Source organism: Paucibacter sp. XJ19-41 (genome assembly GCF_028462495.1).
Lineage (GTDB): Bacteria > Pseudomonadota > Gammaproteobacteria > Burkholderiales > Burkholderiaceae_C > Roseateles_E.
In genome coordinates, this window is sequence record NZ_JAQOWX010000012.1 from 51,981 (window position 1) to 74,752 (window position 22,772).

The 22,772-nt window shown below is 68.9% G+C and carries 24 protein-coding genes; 12 read left to right on the forward strand and 12 right to left on the reverse strand.

All coding sequences use genetic code 11. The features are described from left to right. Positions 1–77 precede the first annotated feature (77 nt). On the reverse strand, positions 78–1,010 hold the full coding sequence (locus PO768_RS05005; RefSeq protein WP_272645163.1) for a helix-turn-helix transcriptional regulator: 933 nt from the start codon (positions 1,008–1,010) through the stop codon (positions 78–80). Positions 1,011–1,116: 106 nt separating this feature from the next. Between PO768_RS05005 and PO768_RS05010 the strand changes: the two genes are divergently transcribed. Genes PO768_RS05010 through PO768_RS05030 form a run of 5 tightly spaced genes read left to right on the forward strand, consistent with a single transcriptional unit; the run spans position 1,117 to position 6,360 of the window. Continuing rightward, a complete protein-coding gene (locus tag PO768_RS05010) occupies positions 1,117–3,087 on the forward strand; it encodes a TonB-dependent receptor domain-containing protein (RefSeq protein WP_272645164.1) in 1,971 nt (656 codons plus the stop codon). Between the two features lie 2 nt (positions 3,088–3,089). Next, a complete protein-coding gene (locus PO768_RS05015; protein ID WP_272645165.1) occupies positions 3,090–4,214 on the forward strand; it encodes an ABC transporter substrate-binding protein in 1,125 nt (374 codons plus the stop codon). Then, positions 4,211–5,266: a FecCD family ABC transporter permease gene (locus PO768_RS05020; protein WP_272645166.1), complete on the forward strand. Its 1,056-nt coding sequence runs from the start codon at positions 4,211–4,213 to the stop codon at positions 5,264–5,266. The genes PO768_RS05015 and PO768_RS05020 overlap by 4 nt, the downstream gene beginning before the upstream one ends. After that, positions 5,263–6,063 (forward strand): ABC transporter ATP-binding protein, encoded by an 801-nt coding sequence (locus PO768_RS05025; RefSeq protein WP_272645167.1) that lies wholly within the window; start codon positions 5,263–5,265, stop codon positions 6,061–6,063. Before PO768_RS05020 ends, PO768_RS05025 begins: the two co-directional genes overlap by 4 nt. A gap of 3 nt (positions 6,064–6,066) precedes the next feature. Beyond that, positions 6,067–6,360, forward strand: a complete 294-nt coding sequence (locus tag PO768_RS05030) for a DUF2218 domain-containing protein (RefSeq protein WP_272645168.1) — start codon at positions 6,067–6,069, stop codon at positions 6,358–6,360. A 48-nt stretch (positions 6,361–6,408) separates the two neighbouring features. Here the strand turns inward: PO768_RS05030 and PO768_RS05035 are convergent, their stop codons facing one another. Continuing rightward, positions 6,409–6,954 (reverse strand): protein tyrosine phosphatase family protein, encoded by a 546-nt coding sequence (locus tag PO768_RS05035; RefSeq protein WP_272645169.1) that lies wholly within the window; start codon positions 6,952–6,954, stop codon positions 6,409–6,411. 178 nt (positions 6,955–7,132) lie between these two features. On the opposite strand from PO768_RS05035, the gene PO768_RS05040 reads away from it, so the two are divergent. Together PO768_RS05040 and PO768_RS05045 are read left to right on the forward strand one after the other, a co-directional pair. Next, a complete protein-coding gene (locus PO768_RS05040) occupies positions 7,133–7,729 on the forward strand; it encodes a GNAT family N-acetyltransferase (RefSeq protein ID WP_272645170.1) in 597 nt (198 codons plus the stop codon). After that, positions 7,726–8,607: an MBL fold metallo-hydrolase gene (locus PO768_RS05045; RefSeq protein WP_272645171.1), complete on the forward strand. Its 882-nt coding sequence runs from the start codon at positions 7,726–7,728 to the stop codon at positions 8,605–8,607. Before PO768_RS05040 ends, PO768_RS05045 begins: the two co-directional genes overlap by 4 nt. 35 nt (positions 8,608–8,642) lie before the next feature. Here PO768_RS05045 and PO768_RS05050 read toward each other — a convergent pair whose 3' ends face one another. The 5 genes from PO768_RS05050 to PO768_RS05070 form a co-directional block, all read right to left on the reverse strand. Continuing rightward, positions 8,643–10,013, reverse strand: coding sequence for an erythromycin esterase family protein (locus PO768_RS05050; protein WP_272645172.1), 1,371 nt, complete (start codon positions 10,011–10,013; stop codon positions 8,643–8,645). 104 nt (positions 10,014–10,117) lie between these two features. Further along, the gene (locus PO768_RS05055) at positions 10,118–10,882 is read right to left on the reverse strand and encodes a LytR/AlgR family response regulator transcription factor (RefSeq protein ID WP_137941383.1); all 765 of its coding nucleotides are present in this window, start codon (positions 10,880–10,882) and stop codon (positions 10,118–10,120) included. Beyond that, positions 10,879–12,000, reverse strand: coding sequence for a histidine kinase (locus PO768_RS05060; protein WP_272645173.1), 1,122 nt, complete (start codon positions 11,998–12,000; stop codon positions 10,879–10,881). The genes PO768_RS05055 and PO768_RS05060 overlap by 4 nt, the downstream gene beginning before the upstream one ends. Further along, positions 11,997–13,118 (reverse strand): sensor histidine kinase, encoded by a 1,122-nt coding sequence (locus PO768_RS05065; protein ID WP_137941385.1) that lies wholly within the window; start codon positions 13,116–13,118, stop codon positions 11,997–11,999. The genes PO768_RS05060 and PO768_RS05065 overlap by 4 nt, the downstream gene beginning before the upstream one ends. Positions 13,119–13,203: 85 nt before the next feature. Then, on the reverse strand, positions 13,204–13,563 hold the full coding sequence (locus tag PO768_RS05070) for a YciI family protein (RefSeq protein WP_272645174.1): 360 nt from the start codon (positions 13,561–13,563) through the stop codon (positions 13,204–13,206). Positions 13,564–13,687: 124 nt separating this feature from the next. On the opposite strand from PO768_RS05070, the gene PO768_RS05075 reads away from it, so the two are divergent. After that, positions 13,688–14,536 (forward strand): alpha/beta fold hydrolase, encoded by an 849-nt coding sequence (locus PO768_RS05075; protein WP_272645175.1) that lies wholly within the window; start codon positions 13,688–13,690, stop codon positions 14,534–14,536. A 3-nt stretch (positions 14,537–14,539) separates the two neighbouring features. Here the strand turns inward: PO768_RS05075 and PO768_RS05080 are convergent, their stop codons facing one another. The 3 genes from PO768_RS05080 to PO768_RS05090 all read right to left on the reverse strand — a co-directional run bounded on the left by PO768_RS05080 (position 14,540) and on the right by PO768_RS05090 (position 16,744). Continuing rightward, positions 14,540–15,769 (reverse strand): glycerophosphodiester phosphodiesterase, encoded by a 1,230-nt coding sequence (locus tag PO768_RS05080; RefSeq protein ID WP_137941638.1) that lies wholly within the window; start codon positions 15,767–15,769, stop codon positions 14,540–14,542. Positions 15,770–15,892: 123 nt separating this feature from the next. Next, positions 15,893–16,291, reverse strand: coding sequence for a PilZ domain-containing protein (locus tag PO768_RS05085; RefSeq protein ID WP_336297745.1), 399 nt, complete (start codon positions 16,289–16,291; stop codon positions 15,893–15,895). Between the two features lie 9 nt (positions 16,292–16,300). After that, positions 16,301–16,744, reverse strand: coding sequence for a hypothetical protein (locus tag PO768_RS05090; RefSeq protein WP_137941389.1), 444 nt, complete (start codon positions 16,742–16,744; stop codon positions 16,301–16,303). Between the two features lie 214 nt (positions 16,745–16,958). Between PO768_RS05090 and PO768_RS05095 the strand changes: the two genes are divergently transcribed. The 3 genes from PO768_RS05095 to PO768_RS05105 all read left to right on the forward strand — a co-directional run bounded on the left by PO768_RS05095 (position 16,959) and on the right by PO768_RS05105 (position 19,803). After that, positions 16,959–17,546, forward strand: a complete 588-nt coding sequence (locus tag PO768_RS05095; protein ID WP_272645176.1) for a DUF1134 domain-containing protein — start codon at positions 16,959–16,961, stop codon at positions 17,544–17,546. 149 nt (positions 17,547–17,695) lie between these two features. Next, positions 17,696–19,192: a PhoX family protein gene (locus PO768_RS05100; protein ID WP_272645177.1), complete on the forward strand. Its 1,497-nt coding sequence runs from the start codon at positions 17,696–17,698 to the stop codon at positions 19,190–19,192. Between the two features lie 35 nt (positions 19,193–19,227). Beyond that, positions 19,228–19,803, forward strand: a complete 576-nt coding sequence (locus tag PO768_RS05105; RefSeq protein WP_272645178.1) for a PEP-CTERM sorting domain-containing protein — start codon at positions 19,228–19,230, stop codon at positions 19,801–19,803. A gap of 7 nt (positions 19,804–19,810) precedes the next feature. On the opposite strand, the gene PO768_RS05110 is transcribed toward PO768_RS05105, so the two are convergent. Continuing rightward, positions 19,811–20,584, reverse strand: a complete 774-nt coding sequence (locus tag PO768_RS05110; protein WP_272645179.1) for a GGDEF domain-containing protein — start codon at positions 20,582–20,584, stop codon at positions 19,811–19,813. A 208-nt stretch (positions 20,585–20,792) separates the two neighbouring features. Here PO768_RS05110 and PO768_RS05115 point away from each other — a divergent pair, with 208 nt between their 5' ends. Next, positions 20,793–21,227, forward strand: a complete 435-nt coding sequence (locus PO768_RS05115) for a globin family protein (protein WP_262971385.1) — start codon at positions 20,793–20,795, stop codon at positions 21,225–21,227. On the opposite strand, the gene PO768_RS05120 is transcribed toward PO768_RS05115, so the two are convergent. Next, positions 21,217–22,772 (reverse strand): GGDEF domain-containing protein (locus PO768_RS05120; protein ID WP_272645180.1); only part of this gene is annotated, 1,556 nt, incomplete at its 5' end. The two genes, PO768_RS05115 and PO768_RS05120, sit on opposite strands and share 11 nt — an antisense overlap.

Here is a 22,772-nt window from a genome sequence, read left to right on the forward strand (position 1 = left end):
GAGTGCGCAAGCCGCTGGGGTTCGAGAACTCGGCGTCCTGTACGCTGTCGACGAGCACCTGTTTGGGGTGCAGCGACTCATGGTGCCGGGTGTTGTCCGGGCGCTGCGGGCTTGAGCTCGCGCGGCGACAGGCCATAGCTGCGCCGGAAGGCGGTCGCGAAATTGGCCGGATTGTCGTAGCCGGCCAGGGCGGCAGCGTCGATGACGCGGGCGCCGCGCAGCAGCGCCGCATGGGCGCGCTCCATCTTCAGCCGGCGCAGGTACTGGCCGATGCTCTGGCCGTGGCGCTCGCGGAAGGCGCGCTGCAGCGAGGTGGTGTTGGTCGCCAGATGTCCCGCCATGCGCGCCAGCGTCCAGTCATCCGCCGAGCCCGCATGCAGCAACCCGGTGAGGGCCTCGACTCGCTGCGCCTGAGGATTCGCATGGACCGCGTACCCTCCGTTGAGCGCCGGCAGGGCCTCGCGGATCAGCTGCAACGCCAGGGCCTCGCGCTGCAACCTCTGGAATGGCTGTGAGGGCTGGCAATGCGCCATCAGCAGACGGCCCAGCGTGCTTGCGCGCCGGCCATCGGGCAACTGGGCCAGAGCGCCATGGCGCTGGCAGAAGGACTCGACCTGCCGGAAGCCTGGCAACTGATCCAGGCCGCCCTCGGCAAACCAGCGCGGTCCGATGTCCAGCACCAGTTGCTGCAGCGGGCCGCTGCGTGCGATGCGTCGCCGCAGGCGTACCGGCTCGCGCAGGGACAGCAGCACGCATTGCGGGCGATCACCTGTCAGCCGTTGCTCGAAGCCCGCGCTGGCGATCTCCATCTGCCCCTGCAGCATCACGATCAGCTTGAGCCCGGGCTCGATCAGCGAAGTCTGGTCCGTGGCCCGCAGCACCTGCAGCTGCGCACCGTGCAGGGCGAGGCTGCCGCGTAGCTCCTCCTGCAGGAAATGGCCGCGCAGCGACAGGTCCTGCTCGGCGGGGATGGGGATGCGGATGTCGTGGTCGGGCGTTTCGCAAAGCATTTGTTGCGCGCCGCAAAGGACGGGCTGCGGCAATAAAAAGATAATGAATGATAACGATTCCTATTTATAAGTCTGCCGTGCCGCAGCCATCACCGCCCATCCGACCATGAAACGCTTGCCCCCCTTTCGCCTGAATCTGCTGCTGAGCCTGCTGCCCCTGTGCGGGCTGGTCCACGCCGAGGCAGAGCGTAACCAGCTGCCCGTCGTCAAGGTCAGCGCCCGCACCTCGACGCAGGACGACACCGTCAATCGCGCGCAGCTGGAGCAGCGCCAGGCACGCGACCTGAGTGACATCTACCGCGCCGATGCCGAGATCTCGGTCGGCGGCGGTGGCAGCGCCTTTGCGCAGAAGGTCTATATCCGTGGCATGGAGGAGTCGATGCTGAGCCTGAGCATCGACGGCGCCCAGCAGAACGGCAAGGTCTATCACCACCAGACCGCGCTGGTGATCGACCCGCAGCTGATCCGCGCGATCGAGGTCGAGAAGGGCACGGCCGCCGCCAGCGCCGGCCCCGGCGCCCTGGGCGGCGCGATCCGCCTCTACACGGTCGATGCGACCGATCTGCTGCGGCCGGGCCAGTCATGGGGCGCCAGCGGCAGCGCCGGCGCCTTCAGCAACAAGGGCTGGCGCGGCAGCCTGAATGCCTATGGCCAGACCGAGGAGCTCGACCTGCTGGTGGCCGCCAGCCGGGTCACGACCGAGGACTATCGCGACGGCCAGGGCCAGACCGTCGCGGATTCGGCCAGCAAGCGCGAGCACTACCTGGCCAAGCTGGGTCTGGCCCTCGGGGCCGACCGGCGCCTGGTGGCGAGTTGGCAGCGCAGCGTCGACGATGGGGTGCGCAATGCCCGCGCCAATATGGTGGGCTTCGCGCATCCGGTGGTGCCCAACGACCCGATTCCGCAGCAACTGGCGCGTGATACCGCCTCGCTGCGCTACGAGGCGGGTGACTGGCTGGGGCTGGGCGCGCTGGAGGCCCAGCTCTACCGCACCGAGGTGGCTACCGACCGCACGACCAAGGCCGGCCGCAACTACGGCGAGCGGCTGGACACCCAGGGCTTCGACCTGGGGCTGAAGCGCGCCTTGGGGCGCCATGAACTGAAGTACGGCCTCAACTGGCGCAGCGACGCGTCGGCCGCGCTCAAGATCCAGAACCGCTTCAACAACACCGGCAGCGGCCGCGAGCGCTCGCGCGTGGCGGGCGCCTATGTCGAGGGCTCGCTGGACCTGGGACGGGTCGATGTGTCGGCCGGTGTGCGCTATGACGACTACGGCTACAGCGACAACCATGGCCAGCAGTTCGCCAGCCGGGGGCTGAGCCCGAGCGCCTCGCTGCGCTGGCAGGTGCTGGACGGCTTGCTGCTGAAGGCCGGGCATGCACGCGCCCTGCGCGGTGTCGGCTTGAAGGAGGCCTTCATGCTCGACATCGCGCAGTGGAAAAACGTTGCCGAGATCGATCCCGAGCGTGCCAGCAACAGCGAGATCGGCTTCGAGTTCGGCGCTGCGGGGCTGCTGCTGAGCGGCAATGTCTATCGCCAGAAGATCGAGAACTTCATCACCAGCCTGGCCTGCGAGTTGCGGGTCGGCTGCCGCGACAACGCCGGCACCGCTCGCGTCGACGGCTATGAGCTGGCGCTGAGCTATCGGCGCGGCGACTGGAGCGGCCGCATGGCGGTGGCCGAAGCCCGGCCGGAGCTGGCGGGGCGGGCGCTCGGCGATGGCGACCTGGGCCTGGGCGTCAGCACCGGCCGCACCTGGACTGCGGCGCTGAGCTACCGCCTGCCGAAGCTGGGCCTGGAGCTGGGATGGCAGGGCCGTAAGGTGGAGTCCCTGCGCTACCAGCCTGTGGGCTCGGTGGACCCGGCCAGCAAGCCCGGCCATGCCGTGCACGACCTGCAGCTGGGCTGGCTGCCGCTGGAAGATGATCGGCTGCGCGTGAACTTCGCGGTGCGCAATCTGTTCGACAAGCAGTACTTCGACCAGGCGACCTATGCCTACAACGGCTGGCAGGGCAAGGTGCTGGGCTATGCCGAGCCGGGGCGCGATCTGCGCATCGAACTGAACTGGCGCTACTGAGCATGCGGGCCATCTTGCGAGCTTTCGTGCGGGCTGCGGCCCTGCTCCTGTCGCTCACCGTCGCGTCGGCGCAGGGCGCCACCACCGTGGTCGATCTGGCGGGCCGCAGCGTGAGCCTGCCGGACAAGGTCGAGCGCATCATCCTGGGCGAGGGGCGCATGCTGTCGGCGCTGGCGATCCTGGAGGGCAGCACGCTGCCCGGGCGGGTGGTCGGGATGCTGGAGGATTTCGAGCGCCTGGATCCGGCCGGTTACGAGCTCTACCGCCAGCGCTTCCCGGCGCTGCAGCGCGTGGTGCGGCTGGGGCGCGGCGGGGCCAGCTTCAGTGTCGAGGAGGCCATTGCCCTGAAGCCGGATCTGGCGATCTTCAGCCTGCGCGGCCATGGCCCCGATGTCAACGATGCGGCGACCCTGGCGCGGCTGCAGGCCGCAGGCATCAGCGTGGTCTATGTGGACTTCACCAAGAACCCGCTGGAGGACACGGCGCGCAGCATCAAGCTGCTGGGCCGCGTGCTCGGCCGCGAGGCCGAGGCGGCCGCCTATCTGGCATGGCATCGCCAGGAGATGGACAAGGTGCGCAGCCGCATCGCGCGGGTCAAGCAGCGTCCCACGGTGTTCCTCGACAGCCGGGTCGGGCTGGCGGCCGGCTGCTGCGAGACGCTGACGCACGGCATGATGGGTCTGTTCATCGAGGCCGCCGGCGGGCGCAATATCGCCGCCGATCTGGTGCCGGGCGTGCATGGAACGGTCTCGCTGGAGTGGCTGCTGACGCGGCAGCCCGAGGTCTATATCGGCACCGCCATCGGCAATCCGGCCTCGGTGGCAAGGGGCGCGCCGACCATCGCACTGGGCGCCGGCATCGAGCCCGACGTGGCCGCCGAGAGCCTGCTGCGCAGCCTGCGCCGGCCCGGCATTGCCCAGCTGCAGGCGGTGCGCTCGGGGCGTGCCCATGCGGTCTGGCATCACTTCAATTACCTGGCCAGCAACCCAGCGGCGCTGCAGGCGGTGGCCAAGTGGCTGCATCCGGCCCTGTTCGCCGACATCGATCCGCAGGCGACCCTGGCCGACTACTACCGCCGCTTCCAGCCGATCACGCTGACCGGCACCTACTGGACCTCGCCGCGATGAGTGCGCCGGCCACGCTGGGGCCGCTGGCCCGCCAGTACCGCCGCCAGAACCGTCGGCGCCTGCTGCTGATCGCGCTGTTGCTGGCCGGGCTGGTCTTCAGCCTGTGCGCCGACATCGCCACCGGCCCGTCAGGCCTGGGTTTTCTTCAGGTGCTGCGCGGCCTTTGGTGGCCCGAGACGCTGTCACTGGGCGAGCGGGTCATCGTCTTCGATGTGCGCCTGCCCTATGCGCTGATGGCACTGGCGGTCGGTGGCGCGCTGGGCCTGGGCGGGGCGCAGATGCAGACGGTGCTGAACAATCCGCTGGCCAGTCCCTTCACCCTGGGGCTGGCCGCTGCGGCGACCCTGGGCGCGGCCATCGGCATCGTGCTGCAGCCGCAGTTGCCGGGGCTGCCGACCCTGGCTACCGTGCCGCTGCTGGCCTTTGCCTGCGCGCTGCTGGTCACCACGCTGACCTTGCTGCTGGCGCGCTGGCATGGCGGTGGCGGCCAGACCCTGGTGCTGTTCGGCATCGCGATGCTGTTCGCGCTGGAGGCCCTGGTCTGGCTGATGCAGTTCCTGGCCGACGCCAATACCCTGGATCAACTGGTGTTCTGGTCGATGGGCAGCCTGAACCGGGCCGACTGGTGGCATGTGGGCATGGTCGGTGCGGCGGCGCTGCTGGGGCTGGCCAGCGCGATGCGGCATGCCTGGGCCCTGACCCTGCTGCGCGGCGGCGAGGCCCAGGCAGCCAGCCTGGGCGTGCAGGTGGAGGCCTTGCGCTGGCGGGTGATGGTCGAGGTCAGCCTGCTGAGCGCGCTGGCCCTGTGTTTCGTTGGCACGATAGGCTTCGTCGGTCTGGTGGGCCCGCACATAGCGCGGCTGCTGGTCGGCGAGCAGCATCGCTTCCTGCTGCCGGCCAGCATGCTGGCCGGCGCGCTGATGCTGTCGCTGGCCTCGATCGCCAGCAAGGCCATCGTGCCCGGCCTGGTGATCCCTATCGGCATCGTCACCGCCCTAGTCGGCGTGCCGGTGTTCATGGCGCTGCTGCTGCGCCAGCGGAGGTCCGCATGAGCCTGCAGGTGCAAGCGCTGGAGGTGCGGCGCGGCGCGCGCCGCGTCATCGCCGGGCTGGATGCCGGCCCGCTGGAAGCCGGCACCTTGACCGCCGTCGTCGGCCCTAACGGCGCGGGCAAATCGACGCTGATCCATGCGCTGGCCGGCTTGCTGCCCGCGCAGGGCAGGGTCGAGCTGGATGGCCAGGCCCTGGGTTCGCTGGCGCCGCTGCGGCGCAGCCGTCTGATCGGGCTGCTGCCGCAGCTCCTGCCCCAGGAAACCGGCCTGGCGGCCTACGAGCTGCTGCTGGGCGGCGTGCTGGCCAGCGGCGTGGGGCGCGCCGAGGCCGAGGCGCGCATCGAGGAGGTGCTGGATCGGCTGACCCTGAGGCCCCTGGCGATGGCGCGGCTGGACACGCTGTCCGGCGGGCAGCGTCAGATGATGGCGCTGGCCCAGGTACTGGCGCGCCGGCCGCGGCTGATGCTGCTGGACGAGCCGACCAGCGCGCTCGACCTGTTCTGGCAGCTGGCGGTGCTGGAGGCGGTGCGCGAGGACGCGCGCCGCCGCGGCGTCATCGTGCTGCTGGCGCTGCACGACTTGGAGCTGGCGCTGCGGCATTGCGACCATGTGCTGGTGCTGGCCGCCGGCACCCGGGTGGCGTATGGCGAGCCGGGCCGGGTGCTGACGCCGGCGCTGCTGGCCCAGGTCTATGGCATCGACGCCCGGGTCGAGCCCTGCTCGCGCGGCCGGCCGCGTCTGCTGGTTGACGGCCTGCTGCGTCCCCCGATTCCCTGCAACGAAGTCCACCCTGTCTAGCCCATGATCATCGCCAACAGCCACATTGCCACCGAGCGGGCCGACGCCTTCCTGTTCAAGCTCTGCAAGCATTTCGGCCGCCGGGTGCCGGTGCAGTTCGATGCCAGCCGGGGCGAGGTGCAGTTCGATGCCGGCCTGTGCCGCATGGAGAGTCGCGATGGCCTGTTGCTGTTCGATTGCAGCGCGGCCGACCGGGAGGGCGCGCTGCTCCTGACCCGCATCATCGACGGCCATGTAGCCATGCTGATGAAGCAACCGGGTCTGGCGCTGGACTGGCAATGGCCGGCCATGGCGTGAAGCCGTCGCTTCACCGCCGCGAACGCGGCTCTTGCCAGGACGGTCTGATCAGAACGGGTCGAAGACGATCCCGTGCGCCGCCAGCAGTTCCTGCACCAGGCGCTTCCAAGGCCCGGAGGGCGTCCAGACCCGGCTGACTGCGGTCCAGGCTTCTTCGGGAACCGCGCCCTCGTTGATCACCCGGTACAGAAAGCTGAAGACGGACGCCCGCATATTGACCTGGCAATGAACCAACACCGACAGCTGCTGGGCTCGCCAGCTGCGAATCTGGCGTTCGAAGCTTCGATAGTCGGCCGCGCTGGGGTGGCCCCAGACCACGGGCACATTGACGAAGAGCAGTCCTTGGTCGCGCAAGATGTCGGGCTCGGCCGCCAAGGCGTCGCCGACCGTCGGCGGGGCCAGATAGAGCACGGCGTCTATGCCCTGCGGCTTCAACGTGGCAAGCCATGCGGCCGAGGGCTGGCCGGCGGTAAGCCAGCGCTCATCGAGGCGTATCAGGTTGGGGGGTGGTTTGACAGGAACATCGGCCCGGCTCGGGTGAGGCAGGCAGGCGGCGAGCAGGCCGGCAATCAGCAGGGGGCGGCGTTCGGGCATGGCGGGGCTTGGCGAGGGAGTGCGCCACTGTAAGAGCGGAGCTTGCTGCATGACAGACAGCCTGTCCCAGTGTTTGCGCGTTTCGTCGCAATCGAGCCTGTTTCGTCCGATGCCGCTTGGCGGGCCGCCGGCTCTTGATGACACTCGCGCCGCCCTACAAATCTAAGGAGGTCAAGTGATGACGAAACTGCTGGCATGTCTGCTGCTGACCGGTGCCGCGCTGCTGGGCGGCACGGCGCGGGCCGAACCGGCCCTGGTGGCGCACGACTTCAAGTTGCCCAAACCGCTGGTGAGCGAGCGCTTCGTGCTGCGACCACTGCAACTGCGCGACAGCGCGCTGGACCATGAGGTGATCGCTGGCAGCGTGCGGCACCTGGATCAGGATGTCTACCCCGGCGGCCAGTGGGCGGCGGCTATGACGCCCGAGCGCGCCCAGGTGGAGGCGGGCTACTACCAGCGCCAGTTCGAGATGGCACGCGGCTTTGCCTATCTGATCCTGGACCCGGCGCAGCAGCGCGCGCTGGGGCGGGTCTATGTCTGGTCCGCCGAGAAGCGCGGTTACGACGCGATGATGAATTACTTTGTGCGCGAGAGCGAGCTGGGCAGCGGCCTGGCCGGCGAGGTGGACCGTGCGGTGCGCGACTGGCTGGCGCGGGAGTGGCCATTCAAGCGCGTGCTCTTCTACCGCGATCTGGGCAGCGCCGGCTACCGCGCCCTGCCCGACAAGCAATGGATCGAGAGCCAGGCCGAGGCGCCAGCAGCCTCCAGGCCATGAGCGCCGGCGCACCGTTTGGCAGGGGCTTTTGGCGCAGCCTGCTTGCCATGCTGCTGGCCGGCGGCTGGGCCTGCGCGCAAGCGGAGCCCAAGTCCAGCGCTGCCAGCTTGTTCACGTTGGAGTCGCTGGGTGGTGCCGCCCATGTCCTCAAGGCTGCCGACTACAACACCAATATCGGCCTCATCCAGACCCCGGCGGGCGTGATCCTGATCGACCCCAGCCCCAAGCGGGAAAACCTCGCCTCGCTGCAGCAGCTGGTCCAGCAGCGCTTCAGTCCGGCTGCGGTCTACATCCTGAACACCCACAACCATGAGGACCACACCGGTGGCAACGAGTTCTTCGTCGCCCAGGGTGCCGGGCTGCTGACGCCGCCGCTGGCCCTGGAGACGGTTCGCTCGCTGACGCTGCGTTCCCACAGCGCGACCGACCATGTGTATTTCGACCCGGCTGGCCACTGGATGTTCGTGGGCGATCTGTACGACGGCAGCTGGCATCCGACCTTCTATGCCGGCGGCGTGGCCGGCTTCACCGAGGCCATGCTGGCCATCCTGGCGCTGGGGGACGAGCGCACCTGGATCATTCCCGGCCATGGCAAGCCGGTCTTGAAGCCCACACTGCGGGTCTATCTGCTCGACACCTTGCGCTGGGTCGCGCGGGTGCGATTGCTCAGGCTGCAGGGCCTGTCAGCCCAGCAGATGAAGCAGGACGCCGAACTGCTGGGGCTGCTGCAACGCTTCAACACCGAAGGCCGGGCCGGCTTCCTACCGGACGCAGCGCTGCAGCGCTTCATCGAGAGGACGCTCGCCGTCATCGAGCGCGACCGCGCCCTCGGCAGCCCTGCCTACCCGCCGCTTCCCGCCAAGGCGCCGGCGCCATAGCGACCGGCTGGCCGCGAGACCACCCGAGCGAGCCGTCAGTTGCCGCCGATGTAGACCGGCGCCTGCGACTCCCTGATCACCAGCAAGGCGTCATAGGCCTGGGCCAGCCGGGCGCGATACTCGTAGCGACCCCAGAACTTGTGGATGCTCAGACCATGCAGCCAGTCGTCTCCGGGCTCGGCCAGATCCTGCTTGGGCAGCGGCAGGAAGCTGGCGACATGGGGCAGGGGAGCGAACAGGGATTCCAGCGAGTCGGGCTTATGCGGCGTCACGGCGGTGACCGCGCGGTTGTTGTCCGCCTGTTGCCCACCGACCATGTACAGGCCAATGGTGTAGAGCTGATCGCCCCAGCGCTGATGCAGATGCATGCCCATCACCGCCTCATTGGCGTTGCGCAGGGATTCTTGCGGGTAGTCCTCGGCGATATGGGCGTTGTGGGCCCAGACCATGATCTTGTCTTCGGGAAAGAGCCGCTCGGCCAGGCCCGTGAGCACGCGGGCCATGCCCAGGTCCCGGGTCTCGAACATTCGGCTGGTCTTGTTGGCGTCGGCGAAGTTCATGTCCAGCGCATGTCGCAGTGACAGCAGTACCAAGCCGGCCAGCGCACCGGGTTTGCCGGACTGTGCCTGTGCGATGCTGATGGCGGTGTCGAGGGCACTGACCCGGCTCGCATAGGCGTCTCGAATACGCTGGCAAGCAGCGTCGGCGCCGGTGAAGCAGAGTCGGCCGTCCCCTTGGCTTCGGTTGGCCTCCACCGCTGCGGCAATCACTGCGTCGCGCGGCTGGGCCTGCAGCGCGTCAAGATGGCTTTCGAAAAACACCCGCAGCGTGGCCGCCGTCTCATTGGCGCTGCTGACCTGCACATCGAAGCCGCTGAGTCGCAGGGGCCGGTCGCTGAGCTGGGTCTGCTTGATGTAGCTGAACAGCGCTTCGACCTCGCGCGTGTGCCAAACCCCGAAGACGCAGCTGGCCATCAAGGCGGATGGCGTCAAGGCGGACTGCGCCTCAAGACTGAGGTTGCAGCCGAAGGTCGAGCTCTCGAATGCGATGACGTTGAAGCCTTGCTGCTGATGCAGGTACTTGATGAGCCGCGTCTTGACCTTGTTCATCGAGCCCGAGCCATGGCTGCTCTCGCCCAACTGAACAATGCGTCGCTGGCCGATCGCTGCACCGATCGGCTGTAGGTCCGCGAAGTCCCGGTCCTCTGACAGGGATGTGATGGTGCTGGCCCGCGTGTTGACAAACTGCTGATAGGAGGCCGTATTGCTGACAGGGACGGGCGTGACCACGACCGTATCGCTCCCACCGCCGCCACCGTCCCCACCGCCGCCACAGCCCAGCAGCACGGCGCCAAGTGGTGCAGCCCATAGCAGCGCACGCGCATGCGCCCAGGTTTGTCCAAACATGATGTCTCCCTGCCTATTTGCCAGCGATCTGAATGTCGGCTGTGGCGCGCAATATCGCGGGAGTCGGGAGCGCCGTCCATGCGGGTCAGCCCGCATGATGCGATCTACATCTGCTTGAACAAATGAGCGTAGCTCTCCGCCACCAGCAAGGTGTCGGCGCTTTCCTTTAGCTTGACCTGCAGGCGGCCACGGAAGTCGCGGGTGACGCCGGCCACGGCGGCGGCGTTGACCAGGGTGGAGCGGTGAATCTGCCAGAACTGCTGCGGGTCGAGTTCGTCGACCAGCTCCTTCAGCGGCTTGCGGATCAGCGCTTCGCTGTCGCGCGTCGCGACCCGGGTGTATTTGCTGTCGGACTGGAAGTACAGCACCTCGTCGACCGTGATCAGCTTCAGGGTCTGGCCGACCGAGGCATTGATCCAGCGCAGCGGCGTGCGCTGCGCGGGCTCGGGTCTGGCCGCCAACTGGTTCAGCACGCCGCCGAGATCGGCCGGCGGGCCGGCCAGGCGCTGCTTGACCCGGCCGATCGCGGTGAACAGCCTGGCGGCGACCAGCGGCTTGAGCACATAGTCGACCGCGCCCTGATCGAAGGCCGCCACCGCGTACTGGTCGTAGGCGGTGACGAAGACCACATGGCTGCGCCCGGCCACCTGGCGGGCCACGTCCAGGCCGGTGGCACCGGGCATCTGGATGTCGAGGAAGAGCACATCCGGCTTGTGCCGGTCCAGCAGCCGCAGCGCCTCGACGCCATCGGCCGCCTCGCCAACGATGGCCAGCTCGGGCCAGAGCTGGCCCAGGCGTTCGATCAGCTCGTGGCGCAGTGTTTCCTCATCCTCGGCCACCACGGCCGTCGGTGCGCTCAAAGACCTCATGGGTTCAACTCCAGCGTGAACAGGGTGGCGTCTTCGCTGCTGCGGCAGATCAGCCGGGCCGGGCCGCCGCTGAGCGCGCGCACGCGCTCGGCCAGCGCGCGCAATTCCTCGTCGTCGCCGCACAGACCGGGCTTGTCAAAGGCCAGCAACAGGCGCAAGCCGCCGCGAGGCAGGGCCTCGGCGGCCAGGGTGCAACGGCCGGGCAGGCCATCGGCCAGGCGCAGCGCGCGCTGCAGCAGCGGCAGCAGCAGCATCGGTGGCAGCGCGCAGCCGTTCAGGGACTCGGGCCACTGGGCGTTGAAGCTCACTGCCGCCTTGCTGCGACCGGCCACCACGGCCAGATAGCTGTCCAGCAGCTCGGCCTCCGATTCCAGGCTGCCGCCGGCCTCGCGCAGCCGCGGCAGCGCCACGCGCAGATGGCGGATCAGCCGCTCCATCTGAGCCGCCGCCTCCGGGTCGGCGCGGTCATAGGCCTGTTCGATATCGACCAGGGTCTCGAACAGGAACTGCGGTTCGACCTGGGCCTGCATCGCGGCCAGCCGTGCCGCCATGGCCTGGCGTGCCATCACGCTCTGCTCATGCAGCAGGCGCTGCAGCCGGGTCTGGGCGCGCTGGCGGCGTGACTGCATCTCGAACAGGGCGACGGTCAGGCCGCAGGGAATGAAGGCCGAGAGCCCGTCGCCGACAAAGCGGCTCCAGAGCACAGGCATTTGCTTGGTCTCGCCCTTGCGCTGCCGCATCAGCTCGTTGACCGAGGGCCAGTCCAGCACCCGCACCAGGCCCCACAACACCAGCAGGGCCAGCATCGAGCCGACCAGGGTGGCCAGGCCCAGGCGCCAGGCGCGCTGCGGATGATCCGGATCGCTGCGTGCGGCAGGCAGCCAGAACAGCATCAGCAGCAGGGTCACGATGGCCGGCGAGAACAGCTGCCGCGTCAGCGCCAGCCACCATTGCGGATGGTCGTCGATATAGGCCAGGCTGCTCAGGTCGATCAGGCCATAAAGCAGGCCCATCAGGCTGAACCAGCCCAGCTCGGCCAAGGTCATCGAGCGCCAGGAGGCCAGCACATGGGCCAGCCCCGAGGGCGGGGAGGGCGCGGCCGTCAGCACCGCGCTCATGCGGCCGCTCCGGCAGGCAGCCCCGGCAGCAGCCGGACCGGCAGCCGCACCCGCGCGACGACGCCACGCGGCACCAGCGCCTCCAGCTCCAGCGCGGCACGGCCGCCGAACAGGGCGGCCAGCCGCGCGCGGGTATTGGCCAGGCCGACGCCGGAGCCACCGCTGGCGGCAAAGCCCTGACCGTCGTCGCGCACCTCGACGGCCAGCTCGCCGGCCTGGGCATGGGCGCTGATCAGGATGTGACCGCCCTCGGGCAGCGGCGACAAGCCGTGCTTGATCGCGTTCTCGACCAGGGTCGGCAACACCATAGGCGGCAGGCTGGCGGCCAGCAGCCCGGGCTCGGCCTCGATCTCGAAGCTCAGGCGCTCGCCCATGCGCATCTGCAGAATCGTCAGATAGCTGCGCACCAACTCCAGCTCCTGGCCCAAGGTCGACTCGCTTTGCCGCATGCTGGGCAGGGCGGCGCGCAGATAGGCGATCAGGCTGACCAGCATGTCGCGGCCGCGGTCCGGCGCGGTCTCGTACAGGCGCTTGACATTGGCCAGGGTGTTGAACAGGAAGTGCGGCTCGATCTGCGCATTCAGCGCCGAGAGCTGGGCCTCGAGCTGCTGGGCATGCAGGGTCTCGTGCTGGCGGGCGGTGGCGAGCAGCTGCTGCCGGGTCTGGCGCTCGCCGCGCGCCGCCACCAGCAGGGCATAGGCGACGCCGCCCAGCAGTATCCACAGCAAGGTGGTCGAGATGGCCCAGCTCCATTTGAACTGCGCGCTGGCATCGCCCAGATTGGCCACCCAATGCCGCACCAGGGCGCTGCTGAACGCGGCGCCGGCCACCGCGAGGCCGCGCCACAGCATGGGCAGGCGGCGCGGCCGCGCCAGCCAGGCCTCGACCAGCGCGATCGCCAGCAGCAGCATCAGGCCGGTGATCAGGTTCTGGCGCGTGAAGCGCACCAGCGAATGAAGCCACTCGGCCAGCATGTCGCTGCTGGTGTACCAGGACAGGGCCCGCGAGAGCGCGATCAGCAAGCAGAAATAGAACACCAGGGCAATCACGCGCAGATTGAAGATCTGCACAAAGGCCTGCCGGGCGGTCAGCGTGGCTTGGGTGGGCGGGGTGGGCATGGGCGGATTCTCGCGCCGGCTCGGGGGCTGCGCCAGACGATGCGACGAAATCGGGCCGGCGGGGATGGAATCGCCCAGCAGGGGCTCAGGAGGGCGCCGGCGCCGGGCCGACCCAGCCTGGCTGGAAGACCCGCATCTCATGCAGCTCGTAGCTGAAGGTGCGGCTTTGCATCGAAGGGTCGGCGTCCATCAGGGCCCGGGCCTCCTGCGCCGAGGCCGCCTTCAGCACCAGCAGGCCCTTGTCGCCATAGCGGGCGCCCATGGCCAGCCGGCCCTCGCTGCGCAACCGGGCCAGGTGCTGGGAGTGGGCGCGGAAATTGGCCTGCTCGCCGGGCGGCTTGGCCGCGTCCCAGGCCGCACCGGTGCGTATCTCGACCGCGAACAGCAGCTCCGTGCTGGGGGGCTGGGCCGCTGTCGCGCCGGCCAGGCAAAGCAGCAGAAGCATATGGCAGAGCAGGCGCATCGCAGCATCTCCGTCGGAACACAACGGCCCCAGTCTAGGCGGCGGCCGGTATGGGACCCACTGCGGTTTGCCCTGCATACTGCGGGCCTTCAACCAGGAGTCGGGAATGAGGATTGATATCGGCGGCGGCGTGCGTTTGTTCGTGGATGTGGAGGGTCCGGGCCTGGTGCCCGACGGGCCGGCGATGCGGGAGAAACCGACGCTGATCTGCATGCACGGCGGCCCGGGCTTTGATCACAGCGCCTTCAAGCCCGGCTTCTCGGCCCTGGCCGACCTGGCGCAGATCGTCTACTACGACCATCGCGGCCATGGGCGCAGCGATGCGCGGCCGCGCGAGGAATGGACGCTGGATACCTGGGCCGACGATATCGTGAGGCTCTCGGACGCGCTGGGCATCGTCAAGCCCATCGTGCTGGGCCAAAGCTTTGGCGGCTTCGTCGCGCAGCGCTATATCGCGCGCCATCCGGGCCATGCGGCCAAGGTCATCCTGTCCAGCACCTCCCATCACATGGGGATGGATCGCAAGCTGGCGATGTTCGAGCGTCTGGGCGGGCCGCAGGCGCGGGCCTGTGCCGAGGCCTTCTGGACCCGACCCGACCCCGCCAGCTGGGAAGCCTACTGGGCCGCCTGCCGCAAGCTCTACAACACCCGCGAACCGCTGGACCCCCAGGCTGGCGAACGGGTGCTGGCCAATATCGACATCCTCTTGCACTTCGTCGCCGGCGAGAAGAAGGGGCTGGATCTGCGGCCCGGCCTGGCGGGCGCGCAATGCCCGGTGCTGGTGCTGGCCGGCGACGAGGATCCGGTCTGCCCGCTCGAGGATGCGCGCGAGATCGCCGCGGCGCTGCCGGAAGCGCAGACCAGCTTCGTCAGCGTGCCGGGCGCCGGTCACGGCACCTGGCGCGACAAGCCGCAGGAGGCCTATGCCATCCTGCGGCGCTTCATCGAGGCCTGAGCTTTACTTCTTCTGCTGATCGCGACGGCGCTTGGCCGTCCACAGCAGGGCCAGGCCGGCCGTCATCAAGGCATAGGTCTGCGGCTCCGGCACGGCGGCCAGCGCGGCCACGCCGGTGTCGGTGAAGTCGGTGAACACGCCGTCGACGCCCAGGCGCAGATAGGCCTCGATCTCGGCCTGGCCGGACTCGAAGCCGAGGATGCCGGCGTCGTCGCGCATGGTCCAGGTGTGGACGAACAGGCCGTTCTTGTGGGCTTGCTCGATCACGCCGGTGCTGCCGACCACCAGGCGGTCCAGGCCGTTGACGACGCCGTCGCCGTTGCGGTCCACGCCGTCGGCCACGGTCTTCAGCAGATAGGGTTTCCAGGGGCCGATGCCATCGGCATAGGTGGCGACAAAGGACAGGCCGACATTGCTGACCAGATCGGCGAAGCTCAGCAGACCACCGGCGGCCTTGACGTCGAAGGGCTGGTCATAGGGCGCGACCAGGGACATCGAACCATCGGGCTTGACGTCGTCGGCGTCGACCAGCTGTACCAGCTTGATGTCGGTGCGGGTGTTCAGATACTGCAGATTGCCGACCTCGAAGCTCTGGATGAAGACCGGCGCCGCGGCATTGTTGCCGTAGGCGGCGTGCAGGGTGCTGACCAGCTTGTCCTCGAAATAGCGCTTGTCCAGACCCAGGCCTTGCGACACGCCCTGCATATAGGTCGAGTGCTTGAGCTCCGGATAGATGCCGATGGTGCGGCCGGTCTCCAGGCTCTTGGCCTTGGCCAGCGCGATCACCTCGTCCAGCGTCGGAATCTGGAACTGGCCGTTGAACTCCTGCGGCCGGTTGGCACGCGGCTGCACGGCGCGCAGGGTCTTGAGTTCGGCCAGCGTGAAGTCTTCGACGAACCAGTCGGTGGTCGCGACGCCGTCCACCGTCTTGGTGGTCTTGCGCCCGGCAAAGCCGGCGATGCTGGCGACATTGGTGGTCGCGCCGATGGTGGGCTCGTGGCGCGCCACCAGGATGCCGTCCTTGGTCATCACCAGATCGGGCTCGATGTAGTTGGCGCCCAGCTCGATGGCCTTGGCATAGGCCTCCAGCGTGTGCTCGGGCAGATAGCCGGAGGCGCCGCGGTGGGCGATGATGATGGGGGCCTGGCCGTTCAGCGTGTTCCAGGCCTGGGCCGGCACGGCGCCCAGCAGCAGGGTGGCCGCGAGCGCGGCCAGGGTCAGTTTGGCTTGCATGGTCTTTTGCTCCTCTGAAGTTGTCCTATCGTCGCGGCGCGATATGACACCTCGACGCGGCGCAGCGTAGAAGCGTTAGTCCGAACGGACTATGGGGCAAGACCTGCCCCTAGTTTGAAGCGCTCAGCTCGAGATCAGGGCCTTGAGCTCGCGCTCCAGCAGCGCGGCGTCGCCCAGATTGATCTCCAGCAGGCGGCGCAGATGGGTGATGCTCTCGATGTCGATGCTGCGGCACAGCAATCCGACATGCTCACCCTCGACATGGGCCACCTCGCCGGCCATCGCGATGCCCACCTCCATCTGCGCCAGGCTGATGTTCAGCAGGCAGGGATCGCCCACCGCGACCGCGCCGGCGCGCGGCAGGCGCAGCAGCGCGCCCTTCAGCGACAGATCCTGCACCTTGATGTCCAGGCGCTCGGTGGTGGTGGTCAGCTGCGCATCGGTATCGAAGGCGACGCGGGCGAAGTGGCGGCGTTCGGTGGTGATGATGGGCTCCCGAAGCTGACGAAGGGTGCAATTGATGCTAGCAGATCAGATGTCGTCCTGACCGTGAATCGTGCTGCGGTCGATGGCCTGTTCCAGGCGCTGCGGCGCCACCGCTTCCAACCCCATCGATTCGAGCAGATACCAGGCGGCGCGCAGCAGCGCGGCGGTCTCCTGACGCGCTTCATCGGCGGCCAGCCCGCCCATCTCGCCGGCGCGCGCCAGCGCCTGCTGGTTGCCGCGCGCCTGGGCATGGCCGCGCGCATCGAAGCGCGGTGCGGCATAGCGCTCGGCGACGCGGCGCAGCAGGGCCTGCAGCTCCTCGTTCTGTTCCTGTTCGTTGAGCAGACGACATAGATCGCCGAGCAGCTGTTCGGCCGCCGCCGCCAGCAGCCGGGCCGCGTGGTCGCTGCCGCCGGCCAGATAGAGGGCGGCGGCCAGGTCCACATATTCCAGGGCCCGGGCCAGCTTGGGCAGATCGCTGCCGCTCATGAGGGCCGGACTCGGGCTTGGGGTTGATCGGACATGCGGAGCCTCCCGGGCGCTGGATTTGTGGGTCGATATGCCAAGGCCGCCAGTTTAGGCGCCAGCCGCAGCGCCGGAGTGAGGCTTTGTTCACGCTGCCGTCACTCTGGCGGGGTTCGACACCGCGCGCCCGAGTGTGGAACACTGCGCCAGCGACGCCCATCTTCAAGGAGAACCGACCATGCCCGTCCCTCTCGATCTCGACCGACGTATCGCTCTGGCTCGGCTGGGCCTGGCCGGCCTGGCGCTAAGCCCGGCCACCCTGCTGGCCGCCGAGGACGAGGCCAAGACCTATGACGAGGACTCGATCCTGAAGGCCGCCACCGAGTTCTTCGGCAGCACCACCGAGGGCCTGGCCAAGGTGATCGAGAAGGCCTTCAAGGAGCAGGGCCGGCCGAACGCCTATATCAAGGGCGAGGAGGCCTCGGCCGCGCTGACCGTGGGCCTGCGCTATGGCGATGGCCAGCTGCAGATGAAGAGCGGCGCCACGGCGCGGGTCTTCTGGGCCGGCCCGTCGATCGGGCTGGACGCCGGCGCCAACGCCTCCAAGGTCTTCACCCTGGTCTACAAGCTGCCCAATGCGGCGGCCATCTACCAGCGCTTCCCCGGTGTCGAGGGCAGCCTCTACTACATCGGCGGCGCCGGCATCAATTACCAGCGCAACAAGGGCATCACCTTGGCGCCCATCCGCCTGGGCGTGGGCCTGCGCAGCGGCGCCAGCGTCGGCTATCTGCATTACCGGCGCGAGAAGTCGCTCAACCCCTTCTGACCCTTCAGCGCAAGAGCGGGGTATCGGCCTAGTCCGATCGGCCCTGTTGCGTCCGCACTGCTGACATCAGCGCTCCAGAGAATCGCGTCCGCTGCCTGCCCCCTCCGGGCAGCAAGTCCGACAGCCAACGCCATCTCTGGAGATTTCTGATGAGCCAGCAAGACCTGACCCTAGCGTCCAAGTTTTCCCCGTCGCGCCGTGGCCTGCTGAAAAGCGCCGCGGCCTCGGCCGCCCTGCCTTTCATCGCCACCCTGGGTGCCCTGCATGCCCGTGAGGCCGCCGCCGCCGGCAACACGGTGCTGGTGGACAGCGCCTACGGTCCGATCGCACCGGTCAACGACCTGACGACCGGCCTGCCGCTGCTGCAGCTGCCGCCCGGCTTCAGCTACAAGAGCTATGGCTGGACCGGCGATGCGATGAGCAATGGCAAGGCCTGCCCGGCCGCCCACGACGGCATGGGCGTGGTGCAAAGCCGCAAGGTCGGTCGCAGCACCGAGCTGGTGCTGGTGCGCAACCACGAGGTCAGCACCGGAAGCGATGCCAGCTTCTTCGGCGCGCCGGCCGTCTATGACACCGGCACCGGTTTCTCCAACGGCGGCACCACCAATCTGGTGTTCCGCGACGGCGCCTTTGTGCGCATCGACGCCAACCTCGGCGGCACCCGCACCAACTGCGCCGGCGGCATCACGCCCTGGGGTACCTGGCTGACCTGCGAGGAAGTCGGCTCCGACAGCATCAGCAGCGCCGGCCGCAAGCACGGCTATGTGTTCGAGTGCGCGGCCGATCCGGCCCAGACCAGCGCCGAACCCATCATCGGCATGGGCCGCTTTGCCCATGAGGCCGTCGCGATCGACCCGAGCAATGGCTATGCCTATCTGACCGAGGACAGCTCGGGCAAATCGGGCTTCTACCGCTACATCCCCGATGTCCACCCCGGCAAGCTCGGCAGCCTGGCCCAGGGCGGCAAGCTGCAGATGGCCAAGGTCAAGGGCCTGAACAACGTCAATATCGCACCGGCCCAGCTGGACCAGAGCTATGAGCTGGAGTGGGTGGACATCGCCAATCCCGACCAGAACCGCGGCACCGCCACTGCCGTCAACGGCACGACGATCAGCAGCTGCGCCGGTCCCTTCGTGCAGGGCTGGGCCCAGGGCGCGCTGCGCATGAACCGCGGCGAAGGCATCTGGTACTACGCCGGCAAGATGTATGTGATGGACACCTCGGGCGGCAATGTCGGCCGTGGCGCGATCTGGGAGCTGGACCTGGCCAGCCAGCTGATCACCTGCATCTACGCCAGCGCCTCCGAAGTGGTCGGCGACGCCGGCGACAACCTGACGGTGAGCCCGCGCGGCGGCATCGTGATCTGCGAGGACGGCGGCGGCGTCACCGACAGCTTCGGCTTCGGCGCCCGCCTGATGGGCCTGACCGCCGAGGGCGACACCTTCATCTTCTGCAAGAACAACGTCAACGTGACGGCCGCCCAACTCAGCGCTGCCGGCAAGCGCAGCTCGCTGGCCGGCGACCGCCGCGGCTCCGAGTTCTGCGGCGCCTGCTTCGACCCGACCGGCCGCTACCTCTTCGTCAACATCCAGACCCCCGGCATCACGCTGGCGATCACCGGCCCCTGGGGCAACGGTTCGCTGTGAGCCCGCTGCAAGCCAACACATCCAAGGAATCGCATATGAAAACCACCCTCATCGCCGCCGCCCTGCTGGCCCTGGCCGCCCAGGCCCAAGCCGCCCAGTACACCGGCGCCCAAGGCGCAGCCGCCGTCGACGCCAGCTTCGCGACCGCCAGCGAGCTGTTCTTCGACCTGGACTTCGCCAGCCGCGGCAGCGTCACGCTGAGCTTCGCGGTCGAGGCCCAGGACCTGGCCAGCCCGCTCTTGAGCTTCAACGCGCTGGTGCGCAATCTGTCGGGTCTGGGCTTCGAGGGCGTCAGCGTCAAGCTCGACGGCGCTAGCTTCGCGCTGCCGCAGGGCACGGTCACGACCGACGGCTTCCAGTCGGTGCAGAGCTGGGGCAGCAACAGCGGCGCGCTGTGGGCCCAGTTCGGCGGTCCCGGTGTCACGACCGAGTTCTACATCGGCAATCCGCTGCTGCAGGCCGGCGCTGGTGACTGGACCCTGGACCTCAGCGGCCGCCAGGTCGGTGACGTGTTCAACATCACCGTGGCCGTGCCGGAGCCGGAGAGCTATGCGCTGATGTTGGCCGGTCTGGCCGCAGTCGGCTGGGTGGCGCGTCGCCGCAAGGGCTGAGCAGCGCTCAGCTCAGCACCCCGGTGCGCACGCAATTGCGTCCGTCGCGCCGGGCGCTGATCAGGCCCGCCTCGGCGCGGGCCATCAGCTGGCTGATGCTGTCCCCGCTGCGCAGCGCCGTCATGCCCAGGCTGACGCCGACGCGCAGCTCCTCGTGCAGCGGCGCCCAGCCATGGGCCTGGACCGCACGGCGGATGCGCTCGCAGACCGTGCGCGCGGTCGACAGCTCGACCTCGCTGAGCACCAGCACCAGCGACTCGCCGCTGTAGCGCAGCGCCAGATCCTTGGCGCGGCAGTGGGCGCGCACGATCGCGCCCACCTCACGCAGCACCGCATCGCCCAGACCCGGCGTCAGCGCGACGCGCGAAGGCTGCAGCGGATCGAGTTCCATGCGCACCAGACACAGGCCGCGATTGCCGGCCAGGGCCTGCTGCATCATCGGCGGCAGGCGCAGCTCCAGCGCCTCGCGGCGGGCCAGTCCAGTCAGCGCGTCCTGCTGGCTGGCATCGGGCTGGCTGTCGCTGCGCGTCAGGCGCAGCTGCAGGCCCTCGACCACGACCTTGTGAAATTGCTGGTACAGCGCCAAGGCCTGCGCATGCTCGCCGGCCGCCGTGTGCTGCTCGCTCAAGGTCTCCAGCGCCTGCGCCAGCAGCGCGCGGGCGCGCCAGTCCAGCGCATTTTTCGCCAGCAGCGGCTCGACCAGGCTGCGGCAGCGCTGCGCCTGGCCCTCGGCAAGGGCGTGTTCGGCGGCCTGGACTTCCGCATCGGGGGCGCTGTCCATGTCAGTGCTCGCTTCTGAGCGGACGGGCTTGAGCGCGTGCATGTGAAACCTGTGACGTGTCTGTAACAACAGTCTGAGGATAGCGCGAATCGGCCCCGATTTCATCTAGTGAAAGCCGCAACAAAGGCAACAAAGCGGCGGGGGCCTCGCAACCGTGCTGATACGGCCGCCGCGCAAGCTCGGGGCTGTGCAATCACAGGAGCCCTCCATGTCCCTCAGTTCTACCCAGATCACGCTGGTGCGCCGCAGCTTCGCGCTGGTCGAGCCGATTTCCGGCCAGGCCGCCGCGCTGTTCTACGGTCATTTGTTTGACGCGGATCCCGGGCTGCGCCGCCTGTTTCACGGCGATATGCAGGCCCAGGGCCACAAGCTGATGCAGATGATAGGCGCGGCCGTGGCCCTGCTGGACCAGCCCGAGCGCCTGCTGCCGGTGCTGCGCCAGCTGGGCACGCGCCATGGCGGCTATGGCGTGCAGGCCGCCCACTACGAGACGGTCGGCGCCGCGCTGATCAAGACCCTGGCCCAGGGCCTGGGTCCGGCCTTCAACGCCGAGACCCGCGCCGCCTGGCTGGCCGTCTATGCCCTGGTCAGCGGCACGATGCAAAGCGCCTGCGCCCGCCAGCCGGCCGAGATCAGCGGCTGACCACGCAGTTGCGGCCCTGGTGCTTGGCGGCGTACAGCGCTTCGTCGGCGCGCAGCAGCAGCTCGTCGACCCGGCAGTCGCCAGCGCGCAGCGCGGTGATGCCGAAGCTGGCGGTCAGCGCGCCGCCCGCCTGGTCGGGCATCAGCGCGGCGATCTGGGCGCGCAGCCGCTCGACCAGCGGCTGGGCCGCCGCCAGCTCGGTCTGCGGCAGCAGCAGCGCGAACTCCTCGCCGCCGAGCCGGCCGATCACATCGAGCCGGCGTACCAGCTGCGCGCAGGCCTGCACCACCTGACGGATCGCGGCATCGCCGCCGGCATGGCCCAGGCTGTCGTTGATGCGCTTGAAGTGGTCGATGTCCATCATCACCAGCGCCAGCGGCAGGCTGTGGCGGCGTGCGCGCTCCAGCTCGCGCTCGGCTTGCTCGATGAAGCTGCGCCGGTTCGCGACGCCGGTCAGCGCGTCGGTGGTGGCCAGGCGCTGCAGCTCCAGTTCCAGCTGCTTGCGCTCGGTGATGTCGACGATGGTGGCCAGATCGGCGAGCTCGCCGTTGTAGCTGACCGGCACCATGGACACCATCACCCACAGCACGCTGCCGCCCGAGCCCAGCAGGCTGACCTCCTCATCGACCAGCCGGCCCTCGCGCAGGAACTTGGCCTGCAGCCGCGTGCGCTCCTGCGGGTCGCGGTAGAAGGACTCGGCCGGCCGGCCGACGATCTCGCCCAGCGGCCGGTCGGCCAGGCGGGCCGCCGCCTCATTGGCATAGATCAGCAGCGCATCGCTGCGCCGCGTCAAGGTCATCGGCACCGGCGCGTTGTCCAGGATGGTGCGCAGACGCTGTTCGCTGTCGCGCAGCTCCTGCGTGCGCTGCTCGACGCGCCGCTCCAGCCCGGCCGTCAGCTCCTGCAGTTCGGCCACCAGGCGGGCGTTGTCAACCGCATTGACGACATTGGCGCACAGCAGCTCCAGAAACTCGACCCGGCCGGCGGTGAAGACGCCGGCCGCCGAGGCGTTCTCCAGGTAAAGCGCGCCGACCGTCCGGCCCTGCTTGAGCAGCGGCGTGGACAGCACCGAGCGGGCCTCGCGCGCCGAGAAATAGGGCTCGCGCTGTGCGTCAGTGGCGCTGCGCGCATCGTCGATCAGCAAGGTCTTGCCGCCGGCCAGCACGCGGCGCAGCAGGCTCAGCGGCAGCCGCTCGCCGGCCTGTTCGAGCGCCAGCGGTGCCATCTCGCTCTCGGTGTCGCCGAGGCCGACATCGGCCCTGAGCGTCCAGCGCAGCGCGGCTGCGGCGCCGGCCCGATCGTGTCCGCTGGCCAGCACGATGGCGGCGCGCTGCGCACCGGCGTTCTCGCCGACCACCCGCAGCAGGCGTCGCAGCAGGCGCGGCAGCTCGGCCTCGGCATTGATGGCCTGCATGGCCTTCATCAGGCTGCTGATGTCGACCGCATCGCTGCGGCGCGGTGCCTCGGGTGTCGGCATCGGCAATGTCCGCTGGGCCACGCCCGGCGCGCCCCATTGCAGCCAGTGCAGCCGGGCCTGGGCCAGCG